Origin of the sequence: Bacillus cereus group sp. N8 (assembly GCF_016483685.1) — a bacterium.
GTDB classification, from domain to species: Bacteria; Bacillota; Bacilli; order Bacillales; family Bacillaceae_G; genus Bacillus_A; species Bacillus_A proteolyticus.
The window spans coordinates 145,215-160,610 of sequence record NZ_JAEHBK010000002.1 but is presented as its reverse complement, the minus strand read 5'-3'; the positions used below and the strand labels follow the sequence as shown (position 1 = coordinate 160,610).

Below are 15,396 nucleotides of genomic sequence, written 5' to 3'. Positions count from 1 at the left end.
ATTGATAATGATGGAAAGAAGAGTGCTAATTACTGTTGAAGAGGCTGTTCGTAAAGTGATGTCATTTGCTAATTGTGGTGTAAAAGAACTAGTACCACTGGAATTAGCATACGGGCGTACGTTAGCAGACGATGTAGTAGCGGATCACGATGTGCCTTCTTTCGATCGCTCGCCATATGATGGATTTGCTATTAGGGCAGAAGATACTTCGCGAGCAAGTCGTGAGAATCCAATCGTATTTGAAGTCATCGGTGAAATTGGAGCAGGTTCCGTATTTCCTAAAGAAGTAGGAGCGTTTCAAGCAGTTCGAATTATGACAGGGGCACAAATACCGAAAGGATGTAACGCAGTTGTCATGCTAGAACTGACTCGTCATCGTCAATATGAGAATATCGGAAAAAGCTATATGGAAGTGAGGCGCTCATTTAAAGAAGGGGACAATATATCCTTTCAAGGTGAAGATATTCAGAAAGGAACCGTTCTCGCAAAAAGAGGTAGTTACATTAATCCGGGTATTTCAGCTCTTCTTGCTACATTCGGTTATAGCGAAGTGCCAGTAGCGAAAAAGCCTGTAATTGGACTATTAGCGACTGGGAGTGAACTTCTCGATGTAAATGAAGAACTACAACCCGGAAAAATCCGAAATAGTAATACGTATATGATATCGTCTCAAATTCGAAGAGCAAGTGGAAGAGTAAAGTACTTTGGGAAGTTTAGCGACGATTTGAATACGTGCTACGAAGCAGTGAAAAAAGCGTTAAGCGAAGTGGATATGTTAATTACAACTGGTGGTGTTTCGGTAGGTGACTATGACTATTTACCAGCGATATACGAAAAGTTAGGCGCGTCAGTTCTTTTTAATAAAGTAGCCATGCGGCCGGGTAGCGTCACAACAGTAGCGCAATTAAACGGGAAATTGTTATTCGGATTATCAGGTAATCCATCTGCTTGTTACGTAGGTTTTGAGTTATTTGTAAAACCTAGCATTCGTACGTATATGTTTAGCGAAAAACCATATGTAAAACGAGAAAAAGCAATGCTCGGAGAAGATTTTCTAAAACCGAATCCATTTACAAGATTTGTACGAGGTAAGCAGAAGTATAACGAAGGACAACTAATTGCTTATCCATCAGGCTTTGATAAATCTAGTTCCGTTTCTTCATTAGCAGAATCAAACATTTTTATCGTCCTACAAGGCGGAACGAGAGGATATAAGAAAGGGATGTTTGTAGACATTCTTTTATTAGAAGATAACGAAGGTAGTGAATGGCCTTGGACATTCCGTAAAGTGGGGAGAGGTTTTGATGGGACAAGCACGATTTGAAATTGTAGATAATCCGATTGTAGTTCAAGAAGTAACGGATAAAGTAGCAAGACGAGAAGCAGGAGCAATTACAACTTTTATTGGAACGGTTAGAGAATTAACGAAAGGAAAACGAACGTTACATCTTGAGTATGAAGCATATAAACCGATGGCAGTAAAAAAGCTTACTGAAATTGGAGAAGAAATTAAGAAACAGTGGCCGGATGCAAAAATAGCAATCACGCACCGAGTAGGGCGATTAGAAATAATGGATATTGCAGTTGTCATTGCAGTATCGTCACCACATCGTAAAGTAGCGTACGAAGCGAATGAATACGCAATTGAACGTATAAAGAGAATCGTACCAATTTGGAAAAAAGAATTTTGGGAAGATGGAACGGAGTGGATTGGAGATCAACTTGAAAATACTCCGTATCCAGAAGGAAAACCAAAGAAAGAAGAATGAGAGAATGATTACAATTTTACTGTTCGCAAATTTACGAGAAGAAGTCGGTTCAGAGAGATTAGCAATAATAGAAAAACAAGAGATGAACGTTCATCAATTGAAAGGATGGCTGAAAGAAAGCTATCACTTACAGACGCTAGATAAAGTTATGGTGGCAATCAATGAAGAATTTGTAACGGACGAAGATATCGTAAAAGCCGGGGATACAGTAGCGTTTATCCCACCTGTAAGTGGAGGTTAATTCTTTCTACTTGAATACCGTATTTTTTATAAAGCGAGGAAGATTATTATGAGTGAGTTTTCGCACTGGAACGAAGAAGGAAGAGCAAAAATGGTTGATATTTCTCAAAAGGATATTTCAACACGTACAGCTGTCGCACAAAGTACAATTTCTTTATCAAATGAATTATTTGAAGCAATTCAAAGTGGTGGATTGAAAAAAGGTAATCCACTTCAAGTAGCACAAGTTGCTGGAATAATCGGTGCAAAAAAAACAGCGGATATTATTCCGATGTGTCACCCGATATTAATCCAAGGAACAGATTTTACGTTCCAGTATGAAAAGACAAGTGATGGGCATGAGTTAATAATACGAGCGACCGTAAAATGCAGTGGGAAAACAGGTGTAGAAATGGAAGCATTAACGGCCGTATCGATTGCCGCTCTTACTTTTTACGATATGTGTAAAGCAGTTGATAAAACGATGGTCATGAAAGAAACGTATTTAGTACAAAAAACGGGTGGGAAAAGCGGGGACTTTTTTCATCACGTAAAATAATTACAATGGAAGGAATGTGTATGATGATTACTCACGAACAGATTATGAACGCTTTAAGCCATGTAGAAGATCCAGAGTTACACAAAAGTATTGTGGAACTAAATATGGTTAGAAATATAAAAATAGATGGTACAGAAGTTGGGCTAGAAGTAGTTTTAACAATTCAAGGTTGTCCGCTGAAAGCAAAAATACAACAGGATATTGAAGACGCACTTCGAAATATTGGTGCGTCGAAAGTTTCCTTAACATTTGGCTCAATGACGCCAGAAGAACGAGCGGCACTAACAGCGTCTTTAAAGAAAGAGGCTAGAACAGAAACAGGCATGCCTAGTATGCTGAGACCTGATTCAGGTGTACGTTTTATTACTATAACAAGCGGAAAAGGCGGCGTAGGGAAATCAACTGTGACGATTAACCTTGCTACTGCGTTAGCTCGTATGGGTAAAAAGATTGGGATTTTAGATGCGGATATATATGGATTTAGTATTCCAGCTATGATGGAAGCGAATGAAAAGCCAACAATGATCGATCAAACGGCAATTCCAGTCGTAAGTCACGGTGTTAAAATTATGTCGATGGGATTCTTTACAGATGGTAATAACCCAGTAATGTGGCGAGGACCGATGTTAAACAAATGGATTCAAAACTTCCTTGCGAACACGCACTGGGGAGAACTAGACTATCTTCTTCTCGATTTACCACCTGGAACAGGAGACGTTGCGATAGATGTGGCTGCAATGATTCCACAAGCGAAGGAAATTATCGTTACAACGCCTCATAACGTAGCTTCATTTGTCGCGTCTAGAGTAGGAGTAATGGCAAAACATACGAAACACGATATTTTAGGTATCGTTGAAAACATGGCATATTACGAAGAACAAGATGGCTCAAGAAACTACCTCTTTGGAAAAGGTGGCGGCGAAATGTTAGCAGAACAACTGCAAACAGAAGTAATCGCCCAAATACCGTTTGCGAAGCGTGAAGAAAATAAAGGCTCATGTGTATATGATGAAGACTCACTTGTTGGGGAGATCTTTACTTCTTTAGCTGAGGATATTATTTATTATGAGGACTAGTATATAAAATAAGAGGAGAGATACATAGTGTATGTGTATCTTTCTTTTATCTTTTATGAATTGCTTATGGCTGTAGTAAATTAGAAATGTTTTGTGAAACTACATTAAGAACAATTAAATGCGTATTCTTTCTTAGGACTGCCAAATATGCTCTTTTATAAATTGATGTAGTCATTGTTTTAAAGTTATTAAAAGGGTACGAAAACAAAAATGGAATTTTTACTACAGAGGGGGAAAGTAGGGACTGCCTGCTTCTATGCATGGATGTATTTTCTACCTAAGCGATAAAAGGGAATTTATCGCTCTTTATCTATATATAAAGAAAAAAAGAACCTCTCTATAAATAGAGAGGTTCTTTCATGAAACTAACTCAAATGGTTTATTGTAATAATTTAGAAACCATTTGAGGAGTTTGGTTTGCTTGAGAAAGCATACTAATACCAGCTTCGTTCAAGATTTTGAACTTAGTCATTTCAGACATTTCTTTCGCCATGTCAGCGTCTTCAATTTGAGAAGCAGAAGATGCCATGTTAGAAGCTTGGTTATTTAAGCTTTCTACGTTAAAGTCTAAACGATTTAATGTAGCACCTAAATCAGCACGGCTACCTGCGATAGATGCGATCATGCCATCGATAGCTTTAATTGCTTCGTTAGCATTATTGATAGCAGCAGTATCACCTTCAGTACCAGCTGTTCCATCAGCGCCTGCGTTTGTTGCTGAGATAGAAATTTGGCTAAGTTTCTTACTATTACCTTCTAAATTAGCGCTGGTAACATTTGCTAGTGTGATATCGATAGTGCCGTTAATAGCAGGTTTTGGAGTTTCAATACCCCCTTCATCAGATGTACCCTCATCAGCTAATGCTGGAGCTGAAGTTGCTGCTTGTCCATCATCATAACTATGAATTTTAACAGATCCATTATCACCATTTAATAATGTTTTTCCGTTAAATTGAGTGTTAGTTGCAATGTAATCAATTTGATCTCTTAATGCAGAAAATTCTTTTTCTAGTGCACCACGGTTTTCGTTTGTGTTTGTACCGTTGGCAGATTGAACTGCTAGGTCACGCATACGAAGTAAGATGTTTGATACAGAGTTCATTGCTGAATCAGCTGTACGAATCATAGAAATACCGTCTTGTGTATTATGAGATGCAACACCTAATCCGTTTTCTTTTGCGCGCATACGAGTTGCGATAGCAAGTCCTGCTGCATCGTCAGCTGCACTGTTAATACGTTTACCGCTTGATAAGCGATTCATAGAAACGTTCATTTTGTCTTGGTTTTGGCGCATGTATTCTTGCGTACGCATGCTATTAATGTTTGTATTAATTCTCATGGTAAGAACCCCCATTTTTTATATTGATTTTTCTTCTAATTTAAAAATTCAAATATACGAAAAAATCGATTTTAAATTCATTGTAAGTCCTGCTATATCAAGTGTCAACTGAAAATTTGAATTAATAAATATAAAAAAATAAAATTTTAACAATTTAGTTGTTTTTTTATTACAAAGGATTATTGCAAATTTTTTAAAAAAACTCTAATATTATATTATCTTTATTTATCGAAAAGGTGATATTATGGTAGTTGGAAATATTGTAAAAGAAGTTCTTGTGTATAAAAAAGGACTAATTCAGCAAAAGTTAAGTAGTCCGCAGGCGTTCGTTAGTAGTCGTTTTCAAGATCAATTGCAGAGTGAACCTGCGAAGGAGACGAAGGTTACTCCACAAGCGGAAAAAGTAGAGGCTATGAACCAGTCGGTACAATCTACGAAAATAGAAACGGTTGTTAATAAGCCGATAGAGCCTATTAAAGCAGAGGAAACGAGTAAGCTTGAGGAGACGGAGAAAGCTGAAACGAAGAAAGTGGATGAAGTGCAAATCGCACAAAAAGAGTTTAAGCGACGTTTCTCAGAAACGAAAAATGAGTCTGCTGATACGTGGAGATTAACGAAAAAGTATAATATTCAAAAGATACGTTATTCAAATGAAGGTAAGTATGAGGATATTATTGATCGCGCTAGTCGTACATATGGAATTCCGAAAACGTTAATTCAAAAAATGATTGAAGTAGAGTCTAATTTTAATCCGAAAACGGTGTCACATGCAGGAGCGATGGGGCTGATGCAGCTTATGCCAGCAAATGTGAAAGAGATGGGTATAAAAAATCCATTTTCACCAGCTGAAAGTATTGACGGTGGTGTGAAAGAGTTAAGCGGTTATTTAAAGAAAAATAACGGTGATCTCATACTAGCACTTGCTTCTTATAATGCTGGTCCTGGTAATGTGAGAAAGTACGGAGGCGTACCACCATTTAAAGAAACGCAAGGATATATAAAGAAAATATTGAATATAGACGTTTCGAAATAAGAAATTTCATTTATATAAAGTGAAACTTTAATCAGTGTTTTGTTCATCCACCACTGATTATTAGCCTTCACCAATCGGGCTTTTATGGGCAGTGGATCCCCCACCTAACTTCTTTGCTTTCGCTGAATTTTGGGGGAGGGGTCTTACTGCCCGCAAATAGCGGGATAAATAGAGAATATGAAATGTTCGTGAACATGATATGGGAGTTGGCTAGATTTGAAATTACAAGATGATATTCCGTTAACGATTTATTTTGAAATTGGAAATACGAAAAAGAAAATTGAAGATCTGCTTCATATTACGAAAGGTACATTGTATCGTCTTGAAAATTCAACGAAAAATACGGTGCTTATTATGCTTGAGAATGAAGATATTAGAACCGGAAAGATTTTGACGAAGAATGGAAAAATGTACGTTGAAATTGTTGAATTGAAAAGGTAGGGAAGGGGATTTTCATGAGTGGCGATAAATTAAGCCAAGAGCAAATTGATGCCCTGCTGAAGGCGGTAAATGAAGGCGAGGAAATGCCAGCTTTCGCACAAGAAGCAGGGAAACAAGATAAATTTCAAGAGTACGATTTTAATAGACCGGAGAAGTTTGGTGTTGAGCATTTACGTAGTTTGCAAGCGATTGCGTCGACTTTTGGAAAACAGACGTCACAGACGTTTTCAGCTCGTATGCGTATTCCGATTGAACTAGAGCCGTCGACTGTTGAGCAAGTTCCGTTTACGAGTGAGTATGTGGAGAAAATGCCGAAAGATTACTATTTATATTGCGTTATTGATCTCGGCCTTCCAGAGCTTGGAGAAATCGTAATTGAAATTGATTTAGCGTTCGTTATTTATATTCATGAATGCTGGCTTGGCGGGGATAGTAAGCGTAATTTTACGATGCGTCGACCGTTAACTGCGTTTGAGTTTTTAACGCTTGATAATATATTTGCTCTTCTTTGTAAAAATTTACAACAATCATTTGAAAGCGTTGTTGCGATAAAGCCGAAATTTGTAACGACGGAGACAGACCCAAATGCGTTGAAGATTACAACAGCGAGCGATATTATTTCATTACTGAACGTAAATATGAAAACAGATTTTTGGAATACGACAGTTCGTATCGGGATTCCATTCTTATCTGTTGAAGAAATTATGGATAAGTTAACGTCTGAAAATATTGTCGAAAATTCTTCGGATAAGCGTAAAAAGTATACATCTGAAGTAGAAGTGAAAGTAAATCAAGTGTATAAGCCTGTACACGTTGCGATTGGTGAGCAGAAGATGACAATGGGCGAGATTGAGCAAATTGAAGAAGGTGATATAATTCCGCTCCATACGAAAGTAACAGACCAACTACGTGGTTATGTAGATGGAAAACATAAATTTAATTGTTTTATTGGGAAAGATGGAACGCGTAAGGCGCTCCTATTTAAAAGTTTTATAGAGTAGGAGGATCCATATGAAACATGAAGTATTTCCTGTGTCACTAATGGGTTTGGAAGAATTTGCAAGGGATCGAAATGAAGCGGGGAAGGCACATATTGATACCGTTTCAGATATTTCGATTGAACTTGGAGTGAAACTGGGGAAGTCATCTATTACGCTTGGTGATGTGAAGCAATTAAAAGTTGGCGATGTTCTTGAAGTAGAGAAAAATTTAGGACATAAAGTAGATGTATATTTAAGCGACATGAAAGTCGGTATTGGTGAAGCGACAGTAATGGATGAGAAGTTCGGCATTATTATTTCTGAAATTGAAGCTGACAAGAAACATGCAGCGCTTATGAAGGTGCAAAATCAAATGCAGGATAAAGAGTAGAGGAGGAGTCATATGTCGTATATGACGACCTTATTTCAAGTCGTTTTACTGTTTGGTGCGCTCGGCTACGGTGCGTATTATATGACGAAAAAGACGCGCAAACAGCAGTTTTTTAAGCAAGGTGAAAATGGCCATATTCAAGTGAAAGACGGCGTGTATTTAAATCATCAAACGAGCGCCTTTTTATTTGAAGTGGACGGGAAGCAAGTGTTCACTATTATTAGTAATAACGGTGTGCAATCTGTGCAATTAACAGGGACAGGAAATCAGTTTCAACAAGCACTAGAAGACGCGGTGAAGAGTGAAACGAAAAAAGTAGAGGATCCATCATGAAAATAAAGAAAAAGTTATCGTTATTTGCCGTTATTTTCGCATTTCCTATTATTTTTTCATTTGTTTTTGTAAATCCAGCGTATGCAGCCCCGAACGGTTTTATTAATTTCGAAAATGGAAAAGAGTTTACGAGTAATTCAAGTGTACAGTTATTTGCACTCGTTCCCCTTCTATCATTATCTTCTTCTATCGTTCTTTTATTTACGCATTTTACTTATTTTATGATCGTTCTTAGGATTACTCGTCAAGGACTTGGAGTTATGAATTTACCACCAAACCAAGTGCTTGTTGGACTTGCTTTGTTTTTATCACTATTTACGATGCAACCGGTGTTAGGTCAGTTAAAGAGTGATGTGTGGGATCCGATGACGAAAGAACAAATAACAGTAAGTCAAGCTGCGGAGACGACAGCTCCGATTATGAAAGCTTATATGGCGAAGCATACATATAAGCATGATTTAAAAATGATGCTGAAAGTACGCGGTGAAGAGTTGCCGAAAGATTTGAAAGATCTTTCATTATTTACGCTCGTACCATCCTTTACGTTAACGCAAATTCAAAAAGGATTATTAACGGGGATGTTCATTTATTTAGCGTTTGTTTTTATTGATTTAATTATTAGTACACTTTTAATGTACCTCGGGATGATGATGGTACCGCCGATGATTTTAAGTTTACCGTTTAAAATACTCGTTTTCGTATATTTAGGTGGATATACAAAAATCGTCGATATAATGTTTAAAACGGTCGCCTGAAGCGTTTGATGCTATGTGATAGGAGTCATATAAATGAATACGTCACCAATTATAGATATTTTTCAAACCTTTTTTATAAAGGGGTTATGATTTTAATGCCGGTTGCCGGTGTAAGTATGATTGTCGTTATTATTATCGCGGTCATTATGGCGATGATGCAAATTCAAGAGCAAACGCTGACGTTTTTACCGAAAATGTCGAGTATTGTGCTCGTTATTATCATTTTAGGTCCGTGGATGTTTCAAGAGTTAACGACACTTATTTTAGATTTATTTGATAAAATCCCATCGCTATTGCGTTCTTACTAAGATAGGTGAACTGAAATGAATATGGAATTATGGGCGGCGACGTTTTTTGCGTTTTGCCGCATTACTTCATTTTTATATTTTTTACCGTTTTTCTCAGGACGATCGATTCCGGCGATGGCAAAGGTTACATTTGGGCTTGGTCTTTCGATTACAGTGGCCGACCAAGTTGATGTCTCTCACATAAAGACAGTTTGGGACGTCGCGGCTTATGCAGCAACGCAAATTGTAATTGGAGTATCTCTTGCAAAAATTGTAGAAATGCTGTGGAACATTCCGAAAATGCCAGGACATATTTTGGACTTTGATATCGGTTTATCACAGGCGAGTTTGTTTGATGTGAATGCAGGATCGCAGTCTACTTTACTATCAACAATTTTTGATATATTTTTTCTCATTATTTTTATTTCACTTGGCGGCATTAACTATTTCGTTGCCACGATTTTAAAGTCGTTTCAATATACAGAGGCGATTTCAAAATTGTTGACGACTAGTTTTTTAGATAGTCTAATCGCAACGTTATTATTTGCGATTACATCAGCGGTCGAAATTGCTTTGCCGCTTATGGGCAGCTTATTCATTATTAATTTTGTTCTTATTTTAATCGCAAAAAACGCTCCACAATTAAATGTTTTTATGAATGCATACGTGATTAAAATTACGTGTGGTATTTTATTTATTGCGATGAGTGTACCGATGCTCGGTTATGTGTTTAAAAATATGACAGATGTATTGCTTGAGGAATATACGAAACTATTTAACTTTTTCTTAACAAAGTAGGGGGACGCGTATGGCAAAGGATAATAAAACAGAAAAGGCCACCCCGCAGAAGCGTAAGAAATCGCGTGAAGAAGGGAATATTGCCCGGAGTAAAGATTTAAATAATTTATTTTCCATTCTCGTATTAGCAGTTGTCGTTTACTTTTTCGGAGATTGGTTAGGGTTTGAGATTACGAACTCCGTAGCGGCGCTGTTTGATCAAATTGGAAAAAATACGGATGTGACGGAGTATTTGTATTTAATGGGCATTTTGCTTCTTAAAGTATCGGCTCCTATATTAATACTCGTATACGCTTTTCATTTATTCAATTATATGATCCAAGTTGGTTTCTTATTTTCTTCTAAAGTACTTAAGCCGAAAGCATCACGTATTAATCCGAAAAACTATTTTACGAGATTGTTTAGTCGTAAAAGTTTAGTAGATATTTTGAAATCACTGTTTTATATGGGATTAATCGGTTACGTTTCGTACGTTCTCTTTAACAAGAATTTAGAGAAGATTGTTAGTATGATTGGATTTAACTGGACAGCGTCACTAACTGAAATTATTAGCCAAATTAAATTTATCTTTTTAGCCATTTTAATTATTTTAATCGTTCTTTCTATTATTGATTTCATTTATCAAAAATGGGAGTACGAACAAGATATTAAGATGAAAAAAGAAGAAGTAAAAAGGGAGCATAAAGATAATGAAGGGGACCCGCAAGTAAAAGGGAAACGAAAAAACTTTATGCATGCGATCTTGCAAGGGACAATTGCGAAGAAGATGGATGGTGCAACATTTATTGTAAACAATCCGACTCATATTTCGGTCGTACTTCGGTACAATAAACAGGTTGATGCGGCGCCAATTGTCGTTGCAAAAGGGGAAGATGAGCTCGCATTATATATACGAACGCTTGCCCGCGAACAAGAAATACCAATGGTGGAAAACCGTCCGCTTGCTCGTTCTTTATATTATCAAGTCGAGGAAGACATGGCGATTCCAGAAGATTTATATGTAGCTGTAATTGAAGTTATGCGCTATTTAATTCAAACGAATGAACTTGAAGTATAATAGCGCGGTTGGAGGAGATCTCTTGTGTTTAAGATAGACTCTGCAAGAACCTATTTTTCTATCTTTTTAGCAGCGTCATTCGTAGTGGCGCTCTTAATTCCACTTCCACCATTTATACTTGATATCGTTATCGTTTTTTTACTAAGTATGTCAGTGCTTATTTATATGCGAGCAACAAGTATTAACGAGTGGGATGAATTAAAGTCATTTCCGACGATGTTGTTATTAATCGGGATTTTCCGCGTATCAATTAACGTTTCGACGACGCGAGCGATTTTGACAGACGGAAATGCCGGTCATGTTATTGAAGAGTTCGGCCAGTTCGTAATTGGCGGGAACTTATTAATTGGTATCGTTATTTTTACAGTATTAATCATATTCCAGTTTATTGTTGCAAACGGTGCGTCTCGTACAGCTGAAGTAGCAGCTCGTTTTACGCTTGATTCTTTACCAGGGAAACAAATGTCTATCGATGCTGACTTGAATCAGCGCATTATTACTGAGAAAGATGCACAAGCAAAACGAAAAAAATTAAATATGAAAACAGAGTTTTACGGAGCGATGGATGGTGCCGGAAAGTTCATTAAAGGGGACGTTATTTTCGGAATTGTCATTTTATTCGTAAACATTATTTTCGGTTTAATTGTCGGTATGATGCAGCAAGGAATGAGTTTTGGAGAAGCAGCCATTCATTATACACAGTTAACTGTCGGTGACGGAATCGTAAACCAGATTGGTTCGTTAATGCTTGCAATTTCAACAGGTATCATCGTAACGCGAGTATTTGACGGTTCACCTGATACAGTAACAGAAGGAATCTTTAAAGAGTTATTAGCGCATGAAGTTGTTGTATATGCGCTCGGTGGTTTATTTATCGCAATGGGTATTTTTACTCCGCTACCATTTCTACCATTCGCTCTCGTTGGAGGCACGATTATCTTCTTAGGTGTTCATAATAAAAAGCGAATAAAGAAAGAAAAAGAAGACGAGCTTCAAAAAGAATTAGAAATGATTCAAGGCAATGAAGAGCAATTGCAACAAGTGGAAGATCCATTCGGCGTGTTTACAGATAAATATCCAATTATCGTAGAGCTTGGTTTAGATTTAGCGGCACTTGTAAAGCAGAAGATAAACGGGGAAACAGCTCGTGATAAAGTTGTTCTGATGCGGAAATCGATTATTACCGACCTCGGTATTAACGTTCCTGGAATTAACTTTAAAGATAATACGAGTTTTAGACCGCGCGGACGTTACATTATTCGTATTAAAGGTGCGAAGGCGGCTGAAGGTGTTTTAAAATCAGGTTACTTATTAGCACTGAAAACACCGAATGTAATGGCCGATTTAGATGCAGAACCAGCGAAAGATCCGATTTTCGGTGAAGATGGATATTGGATTTTAGAGCATATGGTACAAGATGCACAAATGAAAGGCTATCAAGTGTTAGAGCCACTTAGCGTATTAATAACGCATTTAGATGTTGTCGTTCGACGTAATCTTCATGAGTTAATTCAGCGTCAACATGTAAAAGACTTAATTAACTCGCTTGAAAATGATAACGGGGTTTTATTAGAAGAGATTAAGAAGAAGGAAATTGACTTATCACTCGTTCAAAATGTTATTAAACAACTGCTAAAAGAAGGTATTTCTATTCGTGATTTACCAACCGTTATCGAAGGTATTATTGATGGGAAGGAAATTTATCAAAACCATGTTGATGGTGTCACTGCATTTGTTCGTGAATGTATTTCAAAAGTTATTTGTGAGAGTGCGAAAAATCCTGATGGGAAAATCTATGCGGCGCTCTTCTCTGATTCAATTGAATTGGATGCAGATGTTGTGAATAATTCATACCAAGGTTATTTATTAAACTGGGATTTAGATTTAGAAACGCGAGTAGTAGAGCAAGCACAGCGCATTTTCAAACAAACTCGTTTAATGGGAAGAGAGCCAGTATTATTAACACGCAGAAAAGATTTCAGATTTGCGATTGTGAGACTTCTTGAACGTTATCAAATAGAAGCTAAAGTATTATGCATTAGTGAACTAGCACCAGAAATTGTTGTAGATCAAATTGCTTATATTGAATAGTAGGGGGTGAAGTAATGGAAAGTACAGAAAAAAAAGAAGTGTTAATGCGAATAAAAGCAGCCTCGAAAAATGAATTGTATCGAAAGTTATTTGACCAATATAGTACAAATTATTACTATGTTGTCGATGAAAGTGTAAAACGAAACATCCCGTTTTTTTGGAAAAAGAATTATGAAATGTTAGTCGCTTTTCCTGAAGATAAACAGGAAGAAAGTAACGAAGGCGTAACTCAATTTCATGAACAATTAATGGATGTTGTAAATGAACCTTCAGAAGAAATCGTGAAGGCGAATGGAATTCAATCAGTCTTGCACAATTTAGAAAACGTGACGACTTCTATGTCATATGCGGAAATGCAAACAGGAAATAGTGAAGGATGGACGAGAAAGAAAGAGAAACTATTAAAGTTGTTTGAAAAAGGAATCGTCGTTGTGAAACAGACGGAAGAAACGAAAGTAACGAAAAAGAAAAAAGCTGTAAAAAAAGAAAAGCAAGAATCTGTACCGTTTATTATTCAAAAAGTAATTCGGATGCTAGAACAAAACGATGTGGAACATTATTTCATTCATGCATATGCTGAAAAATTAAAAAAGAAGTTTGAGAATGCAACGATGATTACAGAAGAGGAAGTCATCGAATACATATTGGAAGATATGAGATCTCATTTTAATACTGAAAACGTATTTGAAAAAGAAGTACAAACGATTGCATTAATCGGTCCAACTGGTGTTGGAAAAACGACGACACTTGCGAAAATGGCATGGCAGTTTCACGCTAAGAGAAAAACAGTTGGTTTTATTACGACAGACCATTCTCGCATTGGAACAGTGCATCAATTACAAGATTACGTAAAAACAATTAGATCAGAAGTAATTGCTGTGCGAGATGAAGCAGCTATGACAAGCGCACTCACTTATTTTAAAGAAGAAGCACGCGTCGATTATATATTAATAGATACAGCCGGGAAAAATTATCGTACGTCAGAGACAATTGAAGAAATGATTGAGACGATGGGACAAGTAGAGCCAGATTATATTTGTTTAACGTTATCAGCTTCTATGAAAAGTAAAGATATGATTGAAATTATTACGAACTTTAAAGATATTCATATAGATGGTATCGTGTTTACGAAATTTGATGAAACAGCGAGCAGTGGTGAATTGTTGAAAATTCCAGCTGTATCATCAGCTCCCATTGTACTAATGACAGACGGACAAGACGTGAAGCAACATATCCATATCGCTACAGCTGAACATTTAGCAAAACAAATGTTACAAACATCGTAGAAAAGAGGTGAAGAATAAGGTGCTTGCCTTATTCAAACGAGTATGAACGGTCTTTATATAGGTTCTATGGGTATGATGAATTACATGCAGCGCATTAATGTTCATTCGAATAACGTTGCAAATGCTCAAACGACAGGATTTAAAGCAGAAAATATGACTTCTAAAGTATTTGATGTGCAAGACACATATCGCCGCGGAGATGGATCCACGACAAATATCGGTTCGGTCGATTACGCTGTAGTACCAGCTGCGACGCATGTGAACTTAATACAAGGGAATGTACAAATTACAAATAGCCCTACAGATTTCTTTTTAGATGACGGTGCAGCCGGCACATCATCATTTTTCGTTACATTTAAAAACGATGAAACATTTTTAACGAGAGATGGTAGTTTTACATTAAATAGTGATCGTTATTTGCAAACATCGTCTGGTGCATATGTTATGGATGTAAATAATGAACGTATTCGTATTCCTGAAAATGTGAATTTCTTCGTATCTAATAATGGAGAAATTTATAGAGAAATTAACGAGGGAACTTTGCAAAAACCAGATATTCAGAGAATTGTAATTGCACAGTTGCAAACAAAAACAGTAGATGCAGAAACGAATGCTCGTCTCGTGCAACGTGAAAATAAAAGCTTTACACTAGCAGAAGGAAATATTGCTAATTTACTGAACGGAACAGGAATAGTAAAAAATCACATGCTAGAAAATTCAAATGTGGATATGACGAAAGAAATGGCCGATCTTATGACGAATCAAAAAATGATTCAAGCATCGCAGCGCATCATGACTTCATTTGATAAAATTTACGAAAAAGAAGCGAATGAAATATTGAGATAAAGGACTTCCCGTTAGTGGGAGTCTTTTTTTATTGCATTTATTTCAGTAACGCCATAAAATGATATTGATAATCATTATCATTTTATGGCGTTTAATAAGAATGGAAGCTGTGATGGTCGTATCACTTGTTTAACTA

The 15,396-nt window shown here is 36.8% G+C and carries 17 protein-coding genes and 1 pseudogene; 17 read left to right on the top strand and 1 reads right to left on the bottom strand.

Annotated features, from left to right (window positions below; genetic code table 11):
- Nucleotides 1-10 precede the first annotated feature (10 nt).
- Genes JDS80_RS04880 through JDS80_RS04860 form a run of 5 tightly spaced genes read left to right on the top strand, consistent with a single transcriptional unit; the run spans nucleotide 11 to nucleotide 3,623 of the window.
- Nucleotides 11-1,324, top strand: a complete 1,314-nt coding sequence (locus tag JDS80_RS04880) for a molybdopterin molybdotransferase MoeA (protein ID WP_199637494.1) — start codon at nucleotides 11-13, stop codon at nucleotides 1,322-1,324.
- Entirely contained in the window at nucleotides 1,305-1,769 is a 465-nt protein-coding gene (locus tag JDS80_RS04875; RefSeq protein WP_199637295.1) for a molybdenum cofactor biosynthesis protein MoaE, read from the top strand. Before JDS80_RS04880 ends, JDS80_RS04875 begins: the two co-directional genes overlap by 20 nt.
- Before the next feature lie 4 nt (nucleotides 1,770-1,773).
- Nucleotides 1,774-2,010: a molybdopterin converting factor subunit 1 gene (gene moaD, locus JDS80_RS04870; protein WP_199637294.1), complete on the top strand. Its 237-nt coding sequence runs from the start codon at nucleotides 1,774-1,776 to the stop codon at nucleotides 2,008-2,010.
- A 48-nt stretch (nucleotides 2,011-2,058) separates the two neighbouring features.
- Nucleotides 2,059-2,547, top strand: coding sequence for a cyclic pyranopterin monophosphate synthase MoaC (gene moaC / locus JDS80_RS04865; protein ID WP_199637292.1), 489 nt, complete (start codon nucleotides 2,059-2,061; stop codon nucleotides 2,545-2,547).
- 20 nt (nucleotides 2,548-2,567) lie between these two features.
- Nucleotides 2,568-3,623 carry a P-loop NTPase gene (locus JDS80_RS04860; RefSeq protein WP_199637290.1) on the top strand — a complete coding sequence of 352 codons (1,056 nt, stop codon included), beginning with the start codon at nucleotides 2,568-2,570 and terminating at the stop codon, nucleotides 3,621-3,623.
- A 379-nt stretch (nucleotides 3,624-4,002) separates the two neighbouring features.
- On the opposite strand, the gene JDS80_RS04855 is transcribed toward JDS80_RS04860, so the two are convergent.
- A complete protein-coding gene (locus JDS80_RS04855) occupies nucleotides 4,003-4,962 on the bottom strand; it encodes a flagellin N-terminal helical domain-containing protein (protein WP_199637288.1) in 960 nt (319 codons plus the stop codon).
- A gap of 244 nt (nucleotides 4,963-5,206) precedes the next feature.
- On the opposite strand from JDS80_RS04855, the gene JDS80_RS04850 reads away from it, so the two are divergent.
- The 12 genes and pseudogenes from JDS80_RS04850 to JDS80_RS04795 all read left to right on the top strand — a co-directional run bounded on the left by JDS80_RS04850 (nucleotide 5,207) and on the right by JDS80_RS04795 (nucleotide 15,260).
- Nucleotides 5,207-5,995 (top strand): lytic transglycosylase domain-containing protein, encoded by a 789-nt coding sequence (locus JDS80_RS04850; protein WP_199637286.1) that lies wholly within the window; start codon nucleotides 5,207-5,209, stop codon nucleotides 5,993-5,995.
- Nucleotides 5,996-6,211: 216 nt separating this feature from the next.
- Complete coding sequence (locus JDS80_RS04845; protein ID WP_199637284.1) at nucleotides 6,212-6,436, top strand: flagellar motor switch protein FliN; 225 nt, start codon at nucleotides 6,212-6,214, stop codon at nucleotides 6,434-6,436.
- A 14-nt stretch (nucleotides 6,437-6,450) separates the two neighbouring features.
- On the top strand, nucleotides 6,451-7,437 hold the full coding sequence (gene fliM / locus JDS80_RS04840; protein WP_071745003.1) for a flagellar motor switch protein FliM: 987 nt from the start codon (nucleotides 6,451-6,453) through the stop codon (nucleotides 7,435-7,437).
- Nucleotides 7,438-7,447: 10 nt separating this feature from the next.
- On the top strand, nucleotides 7,448-7,807 hold the full coding sequence (gene fliN / locus JDS80_RS04835) for a flagellar motor switch protein FliN (protein ID WP_199637283.1): 360 nt from the start codon (nucleotides 7,448-7,450) through the stop codon (nucleotides 7,805-7,807).
- A 12-nt stretch (nucleotides 7,808-7,819) separates the two neighbouring features.
- Nucleotides 7,820-8,140, top strand: a complete 321-nt coding sequence (locus JDS80_RS04830) for a flagellar motor switch protein FliN (protein ID WP_199637281.1) — start codon at nucleotides 7,820-7,822, stop codon at nucleotides 8,138-8,140.
- Nucleotides 8,137-8,895 (top strand): EscR/YscR/HrcR family type III secretion system export apparatus protein, encoded by a 759-nt coding sequence (locus tag JDS80_RS04825; protein ID WP_199637279.1) that lies wholly within the window; start codon nucleotides 8,137-8,139, stop codon nucleotides 8,893-8,895. The genes JDS80_RS04830 and JDS80_RS04825 overlap by 4 nt, the downstream gene beginning before the upstream one ends.
- A 33-nt stretch (nucleotides 8,896-8,928) precedes the next feature.
- Nucleotides 8,929-9,203 (top strand): annotated as a pseudogene (locus JDS80_RS04820) (flagellar biosynthetic protein FliQ).
- A 15-nt stretch (nucleotides 9,204-9,218) separates the two neighbouring features.
- On the top strand, nucleotides 9,219-9,980 hold the full coding sequence (locus JDS80_RS04815) for a flagellar biosynthetic protein FliR (protein WP_199637275.1): 762 nt from the start codon (nucleotides 9,219-9,221) through the stop codon (nucleotides 9,978-9,980).
- 10 nt (nucleotides 9,981-9,990) lie between these two features.
- Nucleotides 9,991-11,037 carry a flagellar type III secretion system protein FlhB gene (gene flhB / locus JDS80_RS04810; protein WP_071745007.1) on the top strand — a complete coding sequence of 349 codons (1,047 nt, stop codon included), beginning with the start codon at nucleotides 9,991-9,993 and terminating at the stop codon, nucleotides 11,035-11,037.
- A 24-nt stretch (nucleotides 11,038-11,061) separates the two neighbouring features.
- Nucleotides 11,062-13,128 (top strand): flagellar biosynthesis protein FlhA, encoded by a 2,067-nt coding sequence (gene flhA, locus JDS80_RS04805; protein ID WP_199637267.1) that lies wholly within the window; start codon nucleotides 11,062-11,064, stop codon nucleotides 13,126-13,128.
- A 14-nt stretch (nucleotides 13,129-13,142) separates the two neighbouring features.
- Nucleotides 13,143-14,414 (top strand): flagellar biosynthesis GTPase FlhF, encoded by a 1,272-nt coding sequence (gene flhF, locus JDS80_RS04800; RefSeq protein WP_199637264.1) that lies wholly within the window; start codon nucleotides 13,143-13,145, stop codon nucleotides 14,412-14,414.
- Nucleotides 14,415-14,456: 42 nt separating this feature from the next.
- Nucleotides 14,457-15,260, top strand: coding sequence for a flagellar basal-body rod protein FlgG (locus tag JDS80_RS04795; RefSeq protein ID WP_199637262.1), 804 nt, complete (start codon nucleotides 14,457-14,459; stop codon nucleotides 15,258-15,260).
- Nucleotides 15,261-15,396: the final 136 nt, after the last annotated feature.

Bases quoted from the DNA above. Each gene is read 5' to 3' on its own strand.
- JDS80_RS04880 (WP_199637494.1), top strand. From the start codon at position 11: ATGGAAAGAAGAGTGCTAATTACTGTTGAAGAGGCTGTTCGTAAAGTG.
- JDS80_RS04875 (WP_199637295.1), top strand. From the start codon at position 1,305: ATGGGACAAGCACGATTTGAAATTGTAGATAATCCGATTGTAGTTCAA.
- moaD (WP_199637294.1), top strand. From the start codon at position 1,774: ATGATTACAATTTTACTGTTCGCAAATTTACGAGAAGAAGTCGGTTCA.
- moaC (WP_199637292.1), top strand. From the start codon at position 2,059: ATGAGTGAGTTTTCGCACTGGAACGAAGAAGGAAGAGCAAAAATGGTT.
- JDS80_RS04860 (WP_199637290.1), top strand. From the start codon at position 2,568: ATGATGATTACTCACGAACAGATTATGAACGCTTTAAGCCATGTAGAA.
- JDS80_RS04855 (WP_199637288.1), bottom strand. From the start codon at position 4,962: ATGAGAATTAATACAAACATTAATAGCATGCGTACGCAAGAATACATG.
- JDS80_RS04850 (WP_199637286.1), top strand. From the start codon at position 5,207: ATGGTAGTTGGAAATATTGTAAAAGAAGTTCTTGTGTATAAAAAAGGA.
- fliM (WP_071745003.1), top strand. From the start codon at position 6,451: ATGAGTGGCGATAAATTAAGCCAAGAGCAAATTGATGCCCTGCTGAAG.
- fliN (WP_199637283.1), top strand. From the start codon at position 7,448: ATGAAACATGAAGTATTTCCTGTGTCACTAATGGGTTTGGAAGAATTT.
- JDS80_RS04830 (WP_199637281.1), top strand. From the start codon at position 7,820: ATGTCGTATATGACGACCTTATTTCAAGTCGTTTTACTGTTTGGTGCG.
- JDS80_RS04825 (WP_199637279.1), top strand. From the start codon at position 8,137: ATGAAAATAAAGAAAAAGTTATCGTTATTTGCCGTTATTTTCGCATTT.
- JDS80_RS04815 (WP_199637275.1), top strand. From the start codon at position 9,219: ATGAATATGGAATTATGGGCGGCGACGTTTTTTGCGTTTTGCCGCATT.
- flhB (WP_071745007.1), top strand. From the start codon at position 9,991: ATGGCAAAGGATAATAAAACAGAAAAGGCCACCCCGCAGAAGCGTAAG.
- flhF (WP_199637264.1), top strand. From the start codon at position 13,143: ATGGAAAGTACAGAAAAAAAAGAAGTGTTAATGCGAATAAAAGCAGCC.
- JDS80_RS04795 (WP_199637262.1), top strand. From the start codon at position 14,457: ATGAACGGTCTTTATATAGGTTCTATGGGTATGATGAATTACATGCAG.